This window comes from Streptomyces sp. NPDC102462 (genome assembly GCF_044765425.1).
GTDB lineage: Bacteria > Actinomycetota > Actinomycetes > Streptomycetales > Streptomycetaceae > Streptomyces.
Genome location: NZ_JBIWKB010000063.1, coordinates 35443 through 52814, shown reverse-complemented (window position 1 = coordinate 52814; position 17372 = coordinate 35443). Strand labels below are relative to the sequence as shown.

The window sequence follows — 17372 nt, the reverse complement described above, 5'->3', positions numbered from 1 at the left end:
GAGTTCGGAGTAGGCCGCGCCGAGGACGTAGCCGGTGGTGCCACCCAGGGTTTTGGGGTTGCCGAGGTTGTCGTAGGTGGGGGTGATGCCTTCGAGGGGCAGGCCGGCCACAGCCGGTTCATCGATGCCAGACGGCAGATTCGCCGCGTTGTAGTAGGCGCTGAACTTCAGTGTCTGCGGGACGCCCGCCTTCACGAACTCGTCAGTGGCCGGCAGGGTCAGCTGGCTGTCCCTGGCGTTGTAAAGGCTGTCGAAACTGGTGACCTTCTGGATGTAGGCCTGACCCGTGGTTCCGCCGACGTAGCGGGTGGCGGTGTCGTGCTGGCCCTTGGCGACCTGGTCGTAGTCCCAGTGCGCGAGTTTGTTGGCGTCCGTGGTGTCGGACTGCCACAGGTCGGTCCTACGGCCGAGGATGTCGTACTTGTAGAGGAGCTTGTTGTTCTCGGCGTCCTGGGTCCATTCGACCTGGTCCAGCGTGGTGTAGTGGGTGTCGGTCGTGCCCTTGTCGGGGTCGGTGGTGCTGGTCTGGCGGCCGAACAGGTCGTAGGTGTAGGACCAGACACTGTTGTCGTGTGCGGTGATGGTCTTCTGCTGCCCGCCGGGGGTGTAGGTGTAGCGGGTGTGGTTGTAGGAGCCGGTGGCCTGGGAGGCGGCGTACTGGCGGGTTTCGGTCGTCTGGCCCAGCGCGTTGGTCAGCGTGGAGGTGGCCTGTCCGCCGGCGGGGGCCGTCTGGATGACCCGGTCACCCTGGTAGGTGGTCGTGGTGGTCCAGCGGTGGACGCCCTGCACCTTGGTCTCGCCGGTGATGGCCCGGGCGGCGCCGTCGTAGGTGGTGTCGATCTGCATCGGGGCCTGGCCGCCCTCGACGGTGGCCGGGGTGCCGGACGGCGCGTTCTTCGCGTCCCAGATGTCGCTCAGGGTGGAGACGGCCAGGCCGCGGGTGTCGTACTGGGTCAGGGCCACGATCCGCCCGCCCGACGGTGACGGGGACTGGGTCTCCCGGGCGCGCAGCAGCGAGTCGTAGATGGTGTAGGTGGTGTTGTAGCCCGAGGCGGTCGGAGTGAGGGTGCTGGTGGAGACCCAGGACGCGGTGTCCTTGGACAGGTGGTACTCGTACTTGTAGTTCGGTGTGGCCCCGCCGATGCGCAGCCGGTTGGGCAGCCAGACGTCGGTGACGCGTCCGAGGCTGTCGTACGCCGACTCGGTGACCTTGTTGTTCGGGTCGGTGATCTTGGTGGGCGCGCCGGTGGCGAAGTCGATGAGGGTGTTGGTCGTGTAGTCCTTGCCGTCGGCGACCGCGGTGGCCGTGAGCGGGCCGGTGTCCGGGGGCGTGTAGGTGGTCTTGCTGATCTGGTCGTCGTTGGTGTCGGTGACGATCCGTGGCCGACCGAGGGTGTCGAACGTGGTCGTGCTGACCTTCTGCCAGGTCGGCTTGCCGCTGCTGTCGTAGCCGCCGGCGCGTCCGGCCCACCGGGGATCTCCCTTGGTGGGGGTCTGGTCCGCGGTCCACGCTGTGGCGGCGTCGTAGGTGGTGGCGGTGTCGGAGACGATGTCGCCGGGGGTGGCGGAGGAGGCCGGGAAGTCGAGTGCGCTGTCGGCGGTGGCGCAGGGCTTGGCGGTGGTGCGGGTGCGGGAGACCAGGGAGGTCAGGCCGGCTGAGAGGTTGCGGGCGTACCAGGTGCGGGTGCAGGTCTCGTCTCCGGTGACCGCGTCGTCGCCCTTGTCCTCGACGGTCTGCGGCATGCCGTAGTCGTCGTAGGTGGTGGCGGTGGAGCGGATACGGTCGGTCGGCTGGCTGCTGCTGGTGATACGGGTGCGGGTGTGGGTGGCGGCGGTGCGGACGTAGTACGCCTCGGTGTCGGCGTAGGACTTGTGCTGGGTCGCGGTCCTGCGGGACCAGGGGTCGTTGACGGTGCCGGTGACCTCGTCGGCGCCGTTGTAGGTGACGGTTTCCCGGGTGAAGCCGGCGTACTGGTCGGCGTCGGTGAGGGCCGGGGCCTTGATGCCGGTGCTCTGGGCGCTGCGGCGGGCGTCCGGGTCCAGGGTCTTGCCGTCGGCCTTCAGGAGACGGTCGCCGTTCATGCCGCGCAGGTAGACGGTGACGGTCTTGCTCCGGGTGCCGCCGCTGGGGCCGGTGAGGTGGGTGACCTTCTCGAAGCCGCGCCAGATCGACCAGGTGCGTTCCTTCTCCGGGGTCATCGGGTCGTCGTTGTAGTGCCAGGCTCCGCCGCCGGAGTACTGGTAGGTGTCGGTGATGGTGCCGGACGCCCCCGTCTCGTCGGTGGCGTTGACGGCGGTGACGGGGTACTTCTGGAACCAGTCCAGGACGGGGTCGATGTCACCGCCGTTCGGCCGCCAGTACACCGGATAGCAGGTGCGGGTGTTCTGGTCGGGCCGGGGCATGGTCTGCCCGGCGACGCAGTCCGCCGCGGCGTAGGTGACCGCGGTCCTGCCGCCCGTCTCGGTGGTGATGCCGGTCAGGCGCGGCTTGGCCAGGGGAAGGATGTCGTCGGCGGCGCCGTCCACCCGGTTGGTCAGGAACTCGTAGGTGAAGGAGACGGGGTCCAGCGACAGGGGTGTGCCGTGCTCGCCCGTGTGCCGGATGGACTGCAGCCACAGGGACTGGTCGGCCGAGTCACCGCTCTCCCCCGGGTCGACATACACCTGGGTCAGCTTCCAGGAGTCCACGGGTTCGAAGTCGGCGCTCGAGCTGCGCGCGGCGTTCCAGGCGTGGGTGGTGACGCCGGTGAGGCGTTTGCGGGTGAAGAAGGTGGGGCCGACGTTGCCGGTGCACGGGTCGCCGTTCTTGCAGATGGCGTCGAAGGGTACGTCGGGCCAGTGCGGGCTGGTGGATTCGGTCAGGTCGTCGCAGCCGTTGTCGGTACGGATGCATCGCTCGGCATAGGTGAAGGTGACCTGGTTGGAGGCGGTGGGGGTGGCGGTGAACAGGGCGCCGGCCCGCTGCCCGTACAGGATCTTGGTGAGGTAGCCGCCGCGGGTGTAGTAGGAAGTCCCGGTGCTCGCGCCGTTCTTGGCGTAGTAGTTGGACTCCTTGGTGTACCAGTACGACATGGCGTTGCCGTGGGTGTCCTCGACGTAGTCGAGATTCCACCGCCATGCCTGTACCACGGAGCGGCCGGAGAACGAGGTGCCGCGGCCGTAGCCGGGTTCGCCGGAGTCGTCGCCGAACACCGCCGCTGTCCATACCGAGTTGGTGCGCTCGGTGTCGGCGCCGTCGAGTTTGTTCAGGCCGAAGACGTACTTCGTGCCGTTCCCGGTGACGACGGTCCAGTACTCGCCCTTGCCGTCGTTGCCGCTGTCGCCGTCGTCACCGTTGTCGGCGCCGGTGGAGTGCGTGACGGTCGACGCGTCGTCGTTCTTCAGCCGCCAGGTTCCGGTGGTGTCGTCCTTGACCAGTTCGGTGGCCTTGCCGTTCAGGACGAGAGAGGCGTTGTCGTACTTCCAGCACAGGTCGTACTTGCCGCTCTGGCCGTCGTCGTCGCACGAGCCGTACTTTCGCTCCACGTAGGACGAGGTCAGGTCGAAGCCCTCGCCGATCAGGCTGCCCTGGTTGTTGGTGTTGGCGGTGCGTCCGTCCACGCTGCCGGAGTCGTAGGAGATGGACAGGTCAGGGCTCGGGCCGGCCGCGGCCGGGGGTGTCTTGAGCGGGTAGTTCCAGGTGAAGGTGCCCGAGGAGCCGCCGGCTTCCCAAGTGGAGGATGCGGACAGCGGGGTGGCCTTGTAGTCGCCGCCGCCGGACTTCGTCCCGGCCGCGAGTGCCAGCACCATGGTCTGCCCGCCGACCGTTGCCGCTTTCGCGGACGGGGCGGCGCTGAAGGAGAGTTGGGTGCGCAGCGTGTGTGCACCGCGGTCGTTGGCGGAGTTCACCGGCTCCGTCGTGAGGCACGTCGCCTTGCCGGGGTCCGTGAGGGCGCAGCCGGGCAGCCGCACGGCCTGGAGGCGTCCGGCCCAGTCTCCGCCGTAGGCACGGGCGATGGCGGAGTAGTCGATGCCGAGGTCCGCGGTGCCGCCGCTGCGCGGACCCGTGACGGCCAGAGCCAGCCCCTTGATGCCGAGGGCTCGTGTCTGTGTGCGGCTGAGCACCCGCACCGTGACCGCCTGCGCCGCCTTCTTCGTCCGCCCCGCCGCGGTCGTGGGCGTGAACAGTGTCAGCGGCAGGGACCCGGCCGTGGCCTTGGCCGTACCGGTGGCGGGTGCGGTGAGCGTGGCGCTCCCGGGCGCGGGCCAGGTCACGGTCGTGTCCTGGTCGCGCAGTGCCCGGGCCGCGGCCTTCTTGTTCGCCGCTTCCTGCCGGGCGATCAGGCGCGAGGTCGCCGTCTGCTTCGGCTTGAGCGGCACCGTCCGCACCGAGACCTGCTTCGGATCATCCGGCCGGCCCAGCGGCTCTGCCTCCCGCGCGAGGGCCGTCAAGGGGCTGAGCAGGCCGGGCAGAAGCGTGAAGGCGGCGGTGACGGCTATGCGGCCGCGCCAGCGGGATGACCCCGTGGCGGGGGCAGAGCGGCGGAACAGCGGCATGGGTCTCATGTCCAAGCTCCATCCAGAGCCCCGCTTGAGGCGGGGCGTGACGTGGGGTGTGGTGCCGGTGCAGGCTGGTCGAGGTCGCAGCCGGGCCGGCTGCCGTTCGGGCGGGCCCGGGAGCGAAGGGTGGTGACCCCTTCGCCCCCAGGCGACCGGTCAGTCGGAGGAGATGACGCGGGACTGGACTGCCTCGCGGTTCATGGCGCCCGTCCAGATCCGGAGCCGAGTGACCTGTCCCGCGAAGTGGCTGCTGCTGGTGGTGCCGCCCATGGACAGGGCCCCGGTACCCTGCAGGGGCCCGGTGAAGACGTTGTTCTCGCCGTCGGCCACCGGCGTCGCGCCTACGTACAGGTGCAGGCGGCCGCCCTGCTCCTGGGCGTCGTATACGCCGGTCAGGGTTACCGTGGCGGAGGCGTCGGCCAGTTCGGACAGGTTCGTCACGTCGGCCGTGGCCACGGTGGTACCGGAGGGCGTGGTACGCAGGAACTGCCACACATAGGTGTCCTGCGCCAGCTTCTTCACCGTCAGGGCCCAGGAGGCTCCGCCGGTCCCGGCCTGCCCGGCGATCTGAGCCTGGTAGCCGTCGGGCTTGGTGTTCAGGACATCCGGATTGATCCTGGCCTGGGCGGCAACGGTGAACGAGCCCGTGTCGTCGACCACCGGTCCGGTCGTCGAGGCGTACCCGCCCTTGCCGTCCAGGACCAGGGCGCTGCTCTCCTCGTCGAGGGTGGCGCCGGAGGACAAGGTCATGGAGCCGAGCGGGTACGGCGAGAACTCGCTGACCGAAGATCCCGTCGAGTTCTCGGCGTTCCAGTCGGCCACCAACTCGACGTCAGGCGCTCCGTCTTCGCGGGCTTGAGCCTCCTGAGCGATCTCGTCGGCTGACAGGGCGCTCTGCCAGGCGGCGACTTCGTCGATGCGGCCCCGGAAGTACTGCCCGGCCGCGTTACGCACGATGGACCGTCCTACCTGCAGGCCCTTCCCCGCTTCCCAGGGCACGTAGGACGGTGCGGCATCGCGCAGGTTGACCGGGGCGCCCTGGGCGCAGCCGTTGACGTACAGCTGGATGGTGTCGTTCTGCGGCATGCGGTTGCCGTTGGCATCGGTGGCGGCGGTGTAGACACCGGCGACATGGGTCCATACCCGCAGCGGGGGGTCGGTGGCTGTGGCGACGGACTTGACGAAGACCGGAGTGGCGGAGTCGGTGGCGGTGTAGTGGAAGACGTAGGAGCGGGTGGAGGACGAGTAGTACAGGGCGAACGCCTGTGCCTCGGCACCGGGTTCGGCCAGGATCATCCGGCTGGTGGAGGCGTCCGTGAGGTTGACCCAGGCGGACACGGTGAACGAGTGCGCGGTGTTCACCACCGGCTCGGCGGATTCCGCGTACGCCTGCTGCCGGGCGGGATCGCTGCTGTCCAGCCACAGCGAGGTGTCCTCGTCCCCGCGGCGCGCCATGCTGGAGAATCCTGCACCGCCTGTCATTTTCAGGTCGTGCTGCGGGTCATCGCCCACGCTGTTCTTGGCCGTGGTCACATCGGAGCCGGGTGCTCCGTCGTCGAAGTGCCAGCGCCCCACCGGCCCCGGCGGAAGGCTGACCTGGAAGTCGAAGGTCTCCGGCTCCCCCGTGCGCGATCTCACGTCGATCGCCCACACCGTCAGGTGATGGGTGCCACCCAACGCCGGAGTGACATCGGGGGCCTCGGCGGTGTGGTCGGCTTGGGCCTCGATCGTCCGCGGCTTTCCGACGTTTCCTGTCGGTCCGGCCAGCACCCACCGGTACCTTTTGATGTCCGGGTCGGCGCTGTTGGGTTCGAACACGAAGGAACCGGGAACTCCCGGCCCGCCCTTGGCCGGGCAGGAGTTGGTCGTGCACTCCACATACGGGGAACCCTTCACGGGATCCTCCGGGTGGATTCGGGGGGCCTTGGGCGCGGTGGAGTCGATGACGAAGTAACACCACGGCGAGAACGTCGAGTACAACTCGCCGCTGGTGCCGTTGTAGGACCAGTGGGACTGGGTGCGGGCCCGGTAGCGGTAGGTGGTGCCGTCCGTGCGCTTCGTCGTCTGCTTGTCCAGCAGCGTGCCGTCCGGGACGTAGCCGCTGTCGGGACTGTCATCGGCCCAGATCTCCTCCCACCCGCCCGTGTCCAACTGGCGGGCGATGCGGTAGTTGATCTTCAACTGGCCCTTGCTGTCGTTGGCACCCGGCTGGACCTGCGTCTCCACCCTCGCCCGCACGGTGGGCTGGTCCACCGTCACCGCCAGCGGACTGTCGTCCGGATAGCAGTACCCGTGCGCGTTCGCCCCCGCCACTCCCGGGATGACACCCACGTTGATCGGGACACCGGGGTTGGGTACGTAGTCGACGGTGATCTCGGCGTTGTCGTCGAACCGCTTCCAGGCCCGCGGCTCGTCCTCGTCCAGCGCCCGCAGCATCAGTGTGAGCCGGGAGAACTTGCCGTCGGCGAAGTCCTGCACGTTCTTTGTCAGGCTGCCGTTGAACTCGATCCAGGAATCGGGCTGCGCCGGGTTGCACCTGTCCCCGCGGCCGGCCGACACCTTCCGCGAGTCCATGAGCGCGCCGATGGCCGGGCCGGGCCACCGCGTCCCTTCCGAGATGTTCCCGGTGCGCTCCAGAGTCACCGTGTAGGGGCTGCAGTTGAACGACCACGTCTCATGCGCACGGAACGTCGCGTGCAGAACGTGCTTGCCGGCCAGGGCGCTGGGACTGAACTCGAAGTACATGCGGTTCGCGTAGTTGTCGCCGCAGTAGTAGCCGTCCGCGTTCGAGCAGAGGCCCACACCGTATTCTCCGGAGAACTGGTAGAACTTGTCCCCGTCCGAGGACAGCACCGTGCGCTCCGCACGCGACAGGCCCACCGACGGGTCGATGTAGACCGGGTACACCGTGTCGGCACCCCGCAGCAGATCCAGGTCGGGAGCGACGGCGATGCTGCCCTCGTCGACCCGCACCGGCAGCGTGGCGGTGGCAGAGCCGTCCCCGGGCCCGACCATCGTCTCTGCGTCGGCAGCCGCCGCTCCGGCGTTCTGGCTGTCGTCCGCCGGCGCCTGCGGAGCGGCGGGACCGGAGCCGGCCGCGCGCACCGCCTGGGGCTGGGTTCCTTCCGCCGGGGTGCCGGCCGAGTCCCACATCTGCCCCGCCGGCCCGGTGAACACCGCGTTGCCGTCCGCGTCCAGCGCCCTCAGCCCGCCGGCCGCGCCGGAGACCACCGACACCCCCTGGCCGGCAACGGTGAACCGCAGCTGCTCCAGTGCCTCGTTCTGGGCCGCCTGCGCCGACTTGACCAGCAGAACCTCGCGGTATCCGTCGGGCATCGCCGTCAACTGCAGATCGACGCCGGGCAGCACCTCCGCATAAGTGGCGGTGGCACCGTTCAGCGAGGGCTCCGGCAACTGACCCGGCCAGCCGACGGACAACGCCCGGCCGTCCTTCGCCAGACGGACCATGTCTCCCCTGCCGCCGCCCGAGAACGACGCGTCCACCGCCGCGTAGCGCGGGCCGACCGTACCGTCGGCCCGGCGCACCAGCGTCGTGTCGATGTCATGCCAGCCGCCCGAGGCGTCCCTGGCCCGCTGCGGGGACGTCGCCTGCTTCAGGGTGTAGGTACCGTCCGGGTTGGCGAACGTCTGCGTGTACTCGGTGCGTTCCGCCGTCACTTCGACCGGCTCATCCGACGCCGCAGCCTGCTCGGACGGCGTCCGCGCCGCCGGGGTACCGGCCTGCGCGGCCGGAGCGGCCGTCACGGCCGGCCCGGCCGCGAGCAATGCCAACACCGTAAGTCTCGCGAGTGTGTGACGTGCACGCCGTCTCCGCGCAGGCGAAAACGGCCCCTCCCAGTGCGATCTCACAGCCCCACCCCATGTATCACACAAGCATCACAATGATGGAGGCGATCATAACGGGGCGGATAAGCAATAAATCAAGAGTGGCATAGATCACACTGGGGTAATTCAAGCCACCATTCGAAGAGAGAGCGGGATTCAAAGGCCGGCAATTTCGAACAACACATTGAACACACAGTTTTTCAGAACTGAATAGCAGGTGAATGCGAGTCGTCCGAATATGGACAGCAGTCGGCGGCCGTGGTGAGGCCGCCGCGTTGTCATCCCCCGGCGGTGCCGTCCCAGCCGGTGGTGGTCAACCAGTCGCCGAAGGTGGCGAGTTGTGGGTGCAGGGCGCGCAGGGCCTGTAGGTCCCGGTCGCGGGAGAGGAGGTCGCGGTCCTGGAAGAACGCGAACATCGCTGCCAGGTCGTGGCCGATCCCTGGTAGGGAACGGCTGAACTCGTCCAGGTCCACCGCCCGGTAGACGCTCGGCACACCGGTCGCCTTCTCGAACGCCGCCGCGATCTGGTCACCGGTGAGGGCGTCGGCGGCGATGCGCAAAGTCCGGCCACCCCAGTCGTCCCAGTGGTCGAGCTGGTGGCGGGCGAAGAAGGCGATGTCCTCCAGCGCGATCAAGGGCCAGCGGCCGGCCTCGCCGAGTGGCAGGGCGAACACAAGGCCCTCACGTCCGTCGGGCAGCCGGGCCGGCTGCGGGGCCAGGCTGTAGAGGTTTTCGAAGTATGGCGCGGTCACCAGGACGGCGACGTGCCGCGAGTACCAGCCGTCGGTCTCCTGCCGCATAGCCTCTTCGGAGCGCTCCAGCGCGATGTGGGCCTCCACCGCGGCCTTCGCGTCGTAGTGCGGGACCGGGATACGCCCGTCGGTGAGGACGGCGGCGTTGTCCAGTGACGACCAGACGAACCGGTCCACCCCGGCCTGCTGTGCCGCGCGCAGGGCCCGTAGCCCCTGTGCGTGCTCCTGTCGAGGGCTGGCGGTGGCGAAGAAGTCGGTATTGCAGAAGACCTGGTCGACACCTTGGAAGACGGCCTTCAGGGACCGCTCGTCGTCCAGGTCACCGCGGACCGGCCGAATGTCACCGGGGGTGTTCTCGACGAGGGCACGGGCCCGGTCCGACGACGGGTCGCGGGTCAGCACCCGCACGACGGTGCCGGTCCGCGCGGCCAAGGCCCGGACGACCCGGCTGCCCATGGCACCGGTGCCCCCGACCACGAGTGCGGTCGTCGACGTCACTGCGCCACCTCCAGCACGAGCTTGCCGCGGGTGCGGTTGGTCTCCCCCAGCCGGTGCGCCTCGGCGGCCTGTTCCAGGGCGAAGCTGCGTTCGACCTCGACCCGGACCCTGCCGGAGTCGACCAGGTCGGCGATGGACGTCAGAGCGGCGGCGTCCGGCTCGACCAGCAGCGGGCTGGTGCGCACACCCGCCTGTCCGGCCGCGGCGGCCAGGCCGTCCGAGACACCGCCCGGGACGGAGACGATCAGGCCGCCGGGCCGGGTCACCGGCACCGATCGCACGTCGGTGTCATCTGCGGCGCCGATCAGGTCGATGACGACATCGACCTCGCCGGTGGCCTCCTCGAACCGCTGCCGGGTGTAGTCGATCGTCTCGTCCGCGCCCAGTTCCCTGAGCCAGGTGTGCCGGGGCTCGCGGGCGGTCGCAATCACCTCGGCGCCAAGGTGTTTGGCGAACTGCACCGCCAAGTGCCCGACACCACCGGCCGCGGCGTGTACCAGCACCCGCTGCCCGTCGGTGACGCGCGCCGTGTCGACCAGGGCCTGCCAGGCGGTGAGCGCCGCGAGCGGCAGAGCCGCGGCCTCGACATGCGAGAGCGAGACCGGCTTGCGGGCGAACTGGCGGGACGGTGCCGTGACGAACTCGGCGTAAGCGCCGGCCGGGCGCGGGAACCACGGCATGGCATAGACCTCGTCGCCAGGTGCGAGCGTGGTCACACCGAAGCCGACCTCCTCGACGACGCCGGAAACGTCCCAGCCGAGGATCAACGGCAGCGTCTGCAGCCCGGCCATGCCGTGGCCCGCACGGGTCTTCCAGTCCACGGGGTTGATTCCGGCGGCGTGCACGCGTACCAGCACCTCGGTCGGCAGCGGCTCGGGGCGCGCGACCCGGCCGGCGGTCAGCACTTCCGGTCCACCGAACTCCTTGACGGTGACGGCGCGCATCGTCTGCTCGCTCATACGTTCCTCGCTCATATCTGCTTCGCATGTTCTTCAGCCCGGGGCCAAAGGCCCCGGGCATGTGCTTCAGCCTCGCCGACTCCCAGGGACGTCGTGAGTGGCCGGGCAGCCACCTGTCGTACCATTCCAGCCATGCCACATCGTGTCGCCGTTCTCGCCCTCGACGGGGTCATGCCCATGGACCTGGGCATCGCGGCCCGGGTGCTCAACGAGGCCACCGATCCGACCGGGGCACGGCTCTATTCCGTGACGACCTGCTCGCTCGGCGGCCGGCCGGTCCGTACGAGCGAGGGCTTGCGGATCGTCGTCGACGATGACGAATCGCTCCTGGACGGTGCGGACACCGTAGTGATCGCCACCCAGGAGCCCGACGAACACCTGCTCGCCACCGGCGAGCTGCCCGCCCGGCTGGCCGCGGCCTTCTCCCGAATCGGATCTGAAACCCGCATCGTCAGCCTGTGCACATCGGCGTTCCTGCTCGCGGCGGCCGGCCTGCTGGACGGACTGCGGGCCACCACCCATTGGGCGCTGTGCGACCAGTTCACCCGGCTGTTCCCCGACGTGGAGGTGGATCCGGACGTGCTGTTCGTCGACAACGGACGCGTCCTGACAGCTGCCGGCGGGGCTGCCGGCATCGACCTGTTCATCCATCTGGTCCGCAGGGACCACGGCGCGGCCGTGGCCACCTCCGCAGCGCGACGATGCGTGGTGGCTCCATGGCGCGAAGGCGGACAGGCACAGTTCATCGAGTATCCGGTGCCGAAGGATGCCGACCGTTCCACCTCGGCCACCCGCCAGTGGGCACTCGGCCGGCTGGCCGAGCCGCTCACGCTGCAGGACATGGCCCGCCACGCCCACATGAGTGAGCGCACGTTCACCCGACGGTTCCGTGCCGAGGTGGGCACAAGCCCCCTCCAATGGCTGCTGCAAAGCCGTCTGAACCAGGCACGCGGCATGCTGGAATCCAGCGACCTGACCGTCGCGCGGATCGCCACAGCCTGTGGCTTCGGGAACCCCGTCGCGCTGCGCAAGCACTTCCACACCCACCTCGGCCTGTCCCCACTGGCCTACCGCCGCGCCCACTGCGCCCCAGAACCGGCCAGGGCGGAGCCTCTTCGGATGACGTGAGCCTTGGACGAGGACTCCCCGCTGTCCTGCCTGCTCGTCGGCGCGGGCCGTCCCGGTCGGCGCCGAGTTGCGGTGGCCGTGACCGCCGCCGGGATGCCGTTGCCGGCGACGATGAGGGCGACGGGTCTCGGCACGCGCTGATCCGGTCCCTGGACTCCTGTGCGGGGCCGGATCAGCCGGCAGTGTCAGGGTTGGCAGGTCGGCGCCGGAGGGAGGGAGCGGGCGACGATACTCCCTCCCCCGGCGGACGGATGTCAGCCTGAGGCCGCGGAGAGTTCCCCTCGAAGGGCGCGAGCCGCAGTCACAAGGTTCTCCAGCGAGGCGCGGGTCTCGGGCCAGCCACGGGTCTTCAGCCCGCAGTCGGGGTTGACCCACAGCCGCTCGGCGGGGATCGCCTCAAGTCCCTTCCGCAGCAGGGTGGCTGCCTCGACTGCGCTCGGCACGCGGGGAGAGTGGATGTCGTAGACGCCTGGTCCGGCCTCGCGCGGGTAGCCGTGGGCGGCGAGTTCGCGGGCGACCTGCATGTGGGAGCGGGCGGCTTCCAGGCTGATGACGTCGGCGTCGAGGTCGTCGATGGCCTGGACGATGTCGCCGAACTCGGCGTAGCACATGTGGGTGTGGATCTGGGTGCCGGGCCGTACGGCGCTCGTGGTGAGCCGGAACGCCTCCGTTGCCCACGCCAGATACGCGGCGCGGTCGGCGGCCCGCAAGGGCAGCGTCTCACGCAGCGCCGGCTCGTCCACCTGGATCACCGAAGTGCCCGATGCCTCCAGGTCGTTCACTTCGTCGCGCAGGGCGAGGGCAACCTGCCGTGCGGTGTCGGCGAGGGGCTGGTCGTCGCGGACGAAGGACCAGGCGAGCATGGTGACCGGCCCGGTGAGCATGCCCTTGACCGGCCGTGAGGTCAGGGATTGGGCGTACGTCGTCCAGCGCACCGTCATCGGCTCGGGCCGCGAGATGTCACCGGCGAGGATCGGCGGGCGGACGTAGCGGGTGCCGTAGGACTGGACCCAGCCGTGCTGCGTGGCGAGGTAGCCGGTGAGCTGCTCGGCGAAGTACTGGACCATGTCGTTGCGTTCGGACTCGCCGTGCACCAGGACGTCGAGGCCCGCCTTCTCCTGGAAGGCGATCACCTCGCCGATCTCCGCCTTGATGCGCTCCTCGTAGCCGGACGTGCTGATCCGTCCGGCGCGCAGGTCGGCGCGGGCGGTGCGCAGTTCGGCGGTCTGCGGGAAGGAACCGATGGTCGTGGTCGGCAGCAGCGGCAGCCCGAGGCGGGCACGCTGGGCGCCGGCGCGTGCGGTGTACGGCTGCGAGCGGCGCGTGTCGGTGTCGGTGACCGCGGCGGCCCGGGCCCGTACGGCGGGGTCGTTGGTGATCGGTGAGCCTGCCCGGGAGGCCAGATCGGCGCGGTTGGCGGCCAGTTCGGCGGCGATGGTGTCGGTGCCCTGGGCGAGGCCCTTTGCGAGGGTGACGATCTCGGCGGTTTTCTGCTGCGCGAAGGCGAGCCAGCGCAGGATCTGCGGTTCGATGCCGCGTTCGACGGCGGCGTCGAGAGGGACGTGCAGCAGGGAGCATGAGGCGGCCACGTCGACCCGGTCCGCCAGGCCCAGCAGAGTGCCGAGTGTGGACAGTGACTTCTCCAGGTCGTTCACCCAGATGTTGCGTCCGTTGACGACGCCGGCGACCAGCCGCTTGCCGGGCAGTCCGCCGACCGCCGCGAGGTCGTCGAGGTTGGCGGCGCCGGCCTCGGTGAAGTCCAGGGCCAGACCCTCCACCGGCGCCTGGGCGAGGACGGGCAGGGCCTCGCCGAGCCGGTCGAAGTAGGAGGCGACCAGCAGCCTGGGCCGGTCGGTGAGAGTGCCGAGGTCCCGGTAGGCCCGGGCGGCTGCGTTGAGTTCGGCCCGTGTGCGGTCCTGGACCAGGGCGGGTTCGTCGAGTTGCACCCATTCCGCGCCGGCCGCGCAGAGGTCGGCGAGCGTCTCGGCGTACACCGGGAGCAGGCGGTCCAGCAGGGTGATTGGCTCGAAGTCGGCGGGTACGCCGGGCGCGGGCTTGGCCAGCAGGAGGTAGGTGACCGGACCGACCACGACGGGCCGGGCCGTGAGGCCCAGCGCCAGGGCTTCCTTCAGCTCGGCGACCTGCTTGGTCGTATCGGCGGCGAACACTGTGTCCGGGCCGAGTTCGGGGACCAGGTAGTGGTAGTTGGTGTCGAACCACTTGGTCATCTCCAGTGGCGCGGCATCCTGGGTGCCGCGGGCCATGGCGAAGTAGCCGTCGAGGCTGTCGGCTTCGACGGCGGCCCGGTGCCGCGTGGGGATCGCACCCACCATGACGGTGGTGTCCAGGACGTGGTCGTAGTACGAGAAGTCGCCGGTCGGGACCTCGTGGATGCCTGCCTCGGCGAGCTGCCGCCAGTTCGTACGGCGTAGCTCGGCGGCGGTGCCCTGGAGGGCGTTCGCGGTGACGCGGCCCTGCCAGTAGCCCTCGATGGCCTTCTTCAGTTCCCGGCTCTGTCCCTGGCGGGGGTAGCCGTACACGGTGGCCCGTGCTGCCGCGGCTGCGGACTTGGTGGTCACGGAGATCTCCTTCGCGAGATGATTCCCTGAGGTCCCGGCGACGGGACGAGAGCGCGAAGGGGTGACGGAACCAGGCGGAGGCGACCTCGCGCGGCATGGCGCGGTCGTCCGCCCGGTATGTACGCCGACCCGCCCACGAGGTCACCGGGATGTCCGCGCGCGGAGTGGTCCGCACACGGGCAGGTGGCAGGTCTTCGGACTCACGGGCACGCCCTCCTTGTCCGGAGGACACCTACTGGCCGTCGCTTCCCAGACCCGGTACGTCGGATCCAGTGCGTATGACGGCGGTCGTTCCCGCTCACCGCTGCGGGGCAGTCCCGGATTCCCACCGGGTTCCCTCTTACGACGCATCCCGCCTGGCGGACGGGGCGAACCAGCTGCACGGGCCAGCGTAAGGGGATGGCCGCGAGTCCGGAGGCTTGCGTCCATCATTCGGATGGTGAGTCGGCACACGCGGGAGACAGGTTTGAAGCGGGCGGAGGGCGGAAAGCCCCGCACACGCGTCTCCCGCCCTTTCAGAAAGCCCCCTGCCGCCTTCCGTTTCCTGGTGGCTCGGTCCGGCCGCGTATGCCAGCGGAGGAGCGATTGCTTGTGCATCCGCTCCCTCGCCGACCCACAGGGCGATGAACAGCGCGGCGGTCGCTTCCAGGAGTCCGCACATTCGAGACCGCCGCCGGACGCGGGCTCTCAGCGCCCCGGCCGCAGGCGGCGCAGTAGGCGGGCCCACCGGCGCGGCCCTGTGCCCCGGGGCAGCAGGCCGCGAGCGCGCAGGTGCGCCGTGAAGGCCGCCGCGTCGGCGTGCGGCCCGCCCGGCGGGCGCGGCCGTCCCTCGGCGTACCCGGCGAAGAGCCGGGGAATCTGCTCCCCCAACGCCTCGGCCACGTCCGGCAGATGGGCCGCCACCACCCTGCGCCGCTTGTCCAGCAGCGCACTCTCCTGCACCCGCAGCCGGTCCGGGTCGAAGCCCTCCGGGGCCGGGCCGCCCGCGACCAGGGCGGCCAGCAACTCGGCCTGGCGCCGCGCCAGTTCCTCGCGCGCGGCCCCTGCCCCGGCCGCCGGGGGCTCAGCGGGCATCGCGGGCCTCCCGTACGGTCCGCCGGATGGCGGCGAGTTCGGCGGCGAGTTCGTCGTCGCGCGGGTAACTGCCGTCCCGCTCCAGCAGCACCCCGGGCGGGTCGGTGCGGCGGGCGAGTTCTGCGAGGACGTCCAGCACCGGTCCGGTCACCGGGTGGGTGTGGGTGTCGTGCCACAGGCCGTCGCGCAGCACTCCGCCCGCGACATGGACGTACGCCAGGTGTTCCAGCGGCAGCGCGTCCAGCACCGCCACCGGGTCGACGCCGAGGTTGACCCGGGCGGTGTGCAGGTTGGCCACGTCGACCAGCAGCAGCACCCCGGTCCGCTCGACCAGCTCGGTGAGGAACTGCGCCTCCGTCAGCTCGTCCCCGGGCCAGGCCAGGAGCGGCGCGATGTTCTCCAGGGCCAGCGGCACGGGCAGCTGCTGCTGGGCGATCCGGACATTCTCGGCCAGGACGTCCAGCGCCGCCCGGGTACGCGGCACCGGCAGCAGATGGCCGCTCTCCAGCCCGCCCGCCCGGGTGAAGGCGACGTGCTCGCTGACCAGGGGCGCCCCCAGCGCCTGAGCGCAGGCCGCCAGGTGGGCCAGCCGCGCCGGGTCGGGCAGCTCCGCCCCGCCGAGGCCGAGCGAGACGCCGTGCGGGACCACCGGGGTGCCCCGGCCCCGCAGCACCCGCAGCGACTCGGGCAGCCGCCGCGGGTCGACCGCCTCGGCGATGACCTCCACGAAGTCCACGCCCGCAAGCCGCTCCACGGTGAGGTCGATCGGGGGCCGCCAGCCGATGCCGAAGCCCAGCCGCGCCGTCATCCGCCGCACCCCCCTCCCCCTCCGCCGCCGCAACTGCCGCCGCCGCAGCCGCCCCCGGAGGACGACGAGGACGAGGACCCTGAGCTGAAAAGGGACGAACGGAGTGTCGGATCAGGGATGGTGATCCAGCCTGCCGTGGCGACGGCGACTACCGGGGCCGACACCTTCGGGCCGTCGCCGGCCGGCCCCCAGAGCACCGGGTAGCTCGACCTTCCGGCGTTGAGTACCGCGTACCAGCCCGCGGGGGTGATCCGGGGCGGTGTGCAGACGAAGACCGCCGCCACCACGAGGGAGACCAGCAGGAAGGCCACCAGCACGCGCACCGGGCGGCCCAGGTGGACGCCGTTCACCATCCGGGCGATGCCGACTCCGACCAGCACCAGCATCGGCAGCCCGGACAGCCGCCCGGCCAGCCGGCGTTTACGGCTGGGCAGCAGACCGAGCTTGCGCGCGGCGTCCCCGGCCCGACGGATCTCCGGCAGGCGCCGGGCTGCCTCCTGCACCAGCGTCGTGTTGGTGGCCTCCCGGGTCCGCGCGGCCTCCAGGACGGCCCGCTGCACCGGCTCGTCGGGGACGCTGCCACAGAAGGTGAGGGTGCCGTCCCGGGCCGTGCGCAGATGGCCGGCCCGGATGAGGGCGTAGAGGGCGGTGCTCACCACCTGGTGGGCCCCGCCGACGACCCAGGCGATGGTGTAGACGTCCGGTATGACGCTGGTGTCCGTGGCGGGGTAGAAGGGGCGGGCTGCTTGCCGTACGGCCACGCCGAGCAGCACGGCGACCGCGAAACCTGCGGCGTACAAGCCGAGGAACTGAGGGCCGGTGAAACCCAGGGGGCGTTCATCGCTGCCTCCCTTGAACGATGTCGAAGCCGTGTCAGGCGATGCGGGTACGGGCAATGGCGTCGAACACGACGTCGACAGGTATCCGGGTGGTTCCCGCGCGGCGACGGGTGAACCGGGAGCGGGGGTGCGCGGCGCTCCGGGCTGCGCGGTGGGGAGCCCGAAGCGGGCGAGGACCAGGGCTTGCTGCGCGACGTTGGTCAGGGCTTCTTGCACGATGCGAAACGCGGTCAGGTATGCCACCCGCGTCTTCCGTGGCGCACGTCACACAGGTCCCAGGTCTGTGCGCGTCATGAAACGTCCGGTGGCGTCTCGTTGGCCCGAGACCGGTCAACGCGGCCGGGCGACAT

General features: G+C 70.3%; 7 protein-coding genes, 2 pseudogenes and 1 riboswitch. Of the genes and pseudogenes, 1 reads left to right on the top strand and 8 read right to left on the bottom strand.

Going from position 1 to position 17372, the window contains the following annotated elements; translation table 11 throughout:
• The 4 genes from ACIRFL_RS36150 to ACIRFL_RS36135 form a co-directional block, all read right to left on the bottom strand.
• A partial coding sequence (locus ACIRFL_RS36150; protein ID WP_404037456.1) for an RHS repeat-associated core domain-containing protein occupies window positions 1-4545 on the bottom strand: 4545 nt, incomplete at its 3' end.
• Between the two features lie 150 nt (window positions 4546-4695).
• Window positions 4696-8334: a LamG-like jellyroll fold domain-containing protein gene (locus ACIRFL_RS36145; protein ID WP_404037453.1), complete on the bottom strand. Its 3639-nt coding sequence runs from the start codon at window positions 8332-8334 to the stop codon at window positions 4696-4698.
• Between the two features lie 329 nt (window positions 8335-8663).
• Entirely contained in the window at window positions 8664-9635 is a 972-nt protein-coding gene (locus ACIRFL_RS36140) for an NmrA/HSCARG family protein (RefSeq protein ID WP_404037450.1), read from the bottom strand.
• Window positions 9632-10594, bottom strand: a complete 963-nt coding sequence (locus ACIRFL_RS36135) for an NADP-dependent oxidoreductase (protein WP_404037458.1) — start codon at window positions 10592-10594, stop codon at window positions 9632-9634. Before ACIRFL_RS36135 ends, ACIRFL_RS36140 begins: the two co-directional genes overlap by 4 nt.
• 132 nt (window positions 10595-10726) lie before the next feature.
• Between ACIRFL_RS36135 and ACIRFL_RS36130 the strand changes: the two genes are divergently transcribed.
• A complete protein-coding gene (locus tag ACIRFL_RS36130; RefSeq protein ID WP_404037447.1) occupies window positions 10727-11722 on the top strand; it encodes a GlxA family transcriptional regulator in 996 nt (331 codons plus the stop codon).
• A 254-nt stretch (window positions 11723-11976) separates the two neighbouring features.
• Here the strand turns inward: ACIRFL_RS36130 and metE are convergent, their stop codons facing one another.
• From metE to ACIRFL_RS36110, 4 genes and pseudogenes are all read right to left on the bottom strand, one after another.
• Window positions 11977-14301, bottom strand: coding sequence for a 5-methyltetrahydropteroyltriglutamate--homocysteine S-methyltransferase (metE, locus tag ACIRFL_RS36125; RefSeq protein ID WP_404037444.1), 2325 nt, complete (start codon window positions 14299-14301; stop codon window positions 11977-11979).
• Window positions 14302-14468: 167 nt separating this feature from the next.
• Window positions 14469-14694: riboswitch (cobalamin riboswitch) on the bottom strand.
• A 157-nt stretch (window positions 14695-14851) separates the two neighbouring features.
• Window positions 14852-14988 (bottom strand): annotated as a pseudogene (locus ACIRFL_RS36120) (NADP oxidoreductase); the annotation flags it as partial.
• Window positions 14989-16183, bottom strand: a pseudogene (locus tag ACIRFL_RS36115) (DUF692 domain-containing protein).
• The gene (locus tag ACIRFL_RS36110) at window positions 16180-16983 is read right to left on the bottom strand and encodes a TIGR04222 domain-containing membrane protein (RefSeq protein ID WP_404037441.1); all 804 of its coding nucleotides are present in this window, start codon (window positions 16981-16983) and stop codon (window positions 16180-16182) included. Before ACIRFL_RS36110 ends, ACIRFL_RS36115 begins: the two are co-directional and overlap by 4 nt.
• Window positions 16984-17372: the final 389 nt, after the last annotated feature.

What these genes read in the sequence shown, in the direction of transcription:
- ACIRFL_RS36135 (WP_404037458.1), bottom strand. Translation starts at nt 10,594, where the DNA reads ATGAGCGAGCAGACGATGCGCGCCGTCACCGTCAAGGAGTTCGGTGGA.
- ACIRFL_RS36130 (WP_404037447.1), top strand. Translation starts at nt 10,727, where the DNA reads ATGCCACATCGTGTCGCCGTTCTCGCCCTCGACGGGGTCATGCCCATG.